The organism is Oleiphilus sp. HI0132, assembly GCF_001635845.1.
The window spans coordinates 1-2,022 of the sequence record NZ_LWGJ01001534.1; the positions used below are offsets into that span (position 1 = coordinate 1).

At 44.6% G+C, this 2,022-nt stretch carries 2 protein-coding genes; both read right to left on the bottom strand.

The genetic code is table 11. The features are described from left to right. Window positions 1-1,475 (bottom strand): acetolactate synthase 3 large subunit (locus A3766_RS23595; protein WP_068643076.1); only part of this gene is annotated, 1,475 nt, incomplete at its 3' end. A gap of 314 nt (window positions 1,476-1,789) precedes the next feature. Next, window positions 1,790-2,022 (bottom strand): hypothetical protein (locus A3766_RS32270; protein ID WP_231882976.1); only part of this gene is annotated, 233 nt, incomplete at its 5' end.

Sequence of the window (2,022 nt, forward strand, 5' to 3'; positions counted from 1 at the left end):
GATTCATAATTCATATCCTGCCACTGCTTAACCATCCCTAAAGCCTGATTGTTCAGTATTAAAACCTTCACCGGCAAGTCATATTGCTTACAGGTCGACAGTTCCTGAATATTCATCTGAATACTGCCTTCACCCGTTACGCAGACAACCTCCTCATTAGGATAATGAAGCTTTATCCCCATTGCCGCTGGCAAACCAAAACCCATCGTCCCTAAACCACCAGAGTTAATCCAACGATTTGGCTTATCAAATTTATAGTACTGAGCTGCAAACATCTGGTGCTGCCCCACGTCAGAACAAACGTAAGCATCACCTTTCGTCGCTCTATACATCGCCTCGATCGCTTGTTGCGGTTTAATGCTTTCCTCGGTCGAAGGGTCGTAGCGACCACCGTGACGAGCACGCCAGCCATCTATACTCTTCCACCAAGAATCCAAAGCCTCTTGATCTGGCGTTTCCTCTGCATCCTCCAGAATCGCCAACATATCATTAAGCACTGATCCCACCGGCCCAACGATTGGCACATCAACCTTAACTGTTTTTGCAATATTTGCCGGATCAATATCGATATGAACAATTCTTGCCCCCGGGCAAAACTTGTCAGTGCCATTCGTCACTCGATCATCAAATCGAGCACCAACCGCTAAAACCAAGTCGGAATTATGCATTGCCTCATTGGCTTCGTAGGTACCATGCATCCCCAGCATTCCCAGAGAATGCTCACCAGTACCAGGATATGCACCCAAACCCATTAGCGTTGTGGTTACTGGATAATTCAAGCGCTCAACCAACTCTACCAACTGCTTGGATGCTTGCCCCAGAATAACACCACCACCCGCATAGATTACCGGACGCTTAGCTGCCAATAACATATCGACCGCTTTCTTAATCTGACCAGAATGCCCTCTTACCGGCGGCGTATAAGAACGCAACTTCACCTTTTTGGGGTAAACGTATTCAAAACGTTCATTTGGCGCCGTCATATCCTTAGGAATATCCACAACAACCGGCCCCGGACGACCCGACTGCGCAATATAGAAAGCCTTTTTCAAGACCTCTGGTATTTCTGAGGCATGCCTTACAGCCATATTATGCTTAACAACAGGACGAGATACGCCCATCATATCGGTTTCCTGAAAAGCATCTTCACCAATTAAGGTTGAAGGCACCTGCCCGCAAAGCACAACCATTGGAATAGAATCCATAAAGGCTGTAGCAATACCTGTAATTGTATTCGTCGCACCAGGTCCAGACGTAACGAGCACGACACCCGCCTTACCAGACGCTCGCGCGTAACCATCCGCCATATGAACAGCTGCCTGCTCATGACGAACCAAAATATGTTCAACTTTATCCTGTCTGAAAAGCGCATCATAAATATGCAGCGCTGCACCACCAGGATAACCGTATATGTACTCGACACCCTCGTCTTGTAAAAAACGAGCAATCATATCGGCGCCAGATAATAGCTCCACGATAATTACCTTCTGTTAAATAGTTTATGGAAGCTTAATCCGAGTTAACTCTCACTTCTTTTGGAAGTGCACTGGATGCAATCTAGCGTTACTTTGATGGTAAATTTGGCGTAGAGTTTCGCCATAAAGTCCAGCACTTTTATGTCATGCTAGACTCCTGTTTTACCACTGCCTCTTACATTTTCTATCAAGCAAAGTAAGAAGCTCAAATACGCTGGGGGATACTATTACCGTCAAACGATTAACGTTGAAAAACGACACTTGTAAAACCCTAGAAAAAGCAACCCGTAATTCTGACACTTAAATCATTAGAGTCAATATAATTTGCATTTTTTTGACCCAGTTTTGTATTTTTTCGGCTTTTCTCGTCCAAAAAACCGTCTATGGTTTATAGTTAGAATGTCAATTGACCAAAATTCTATGATCTGACAGGAAATCGAAACCATGACACTCACACTGAACAGCGCATTATTCACAACCACTTTAAAGCTTTGCGCTTTTCTTTTAATTAGCTGTGCTACAACCATAGCAACTTCGGCTGAAGTCT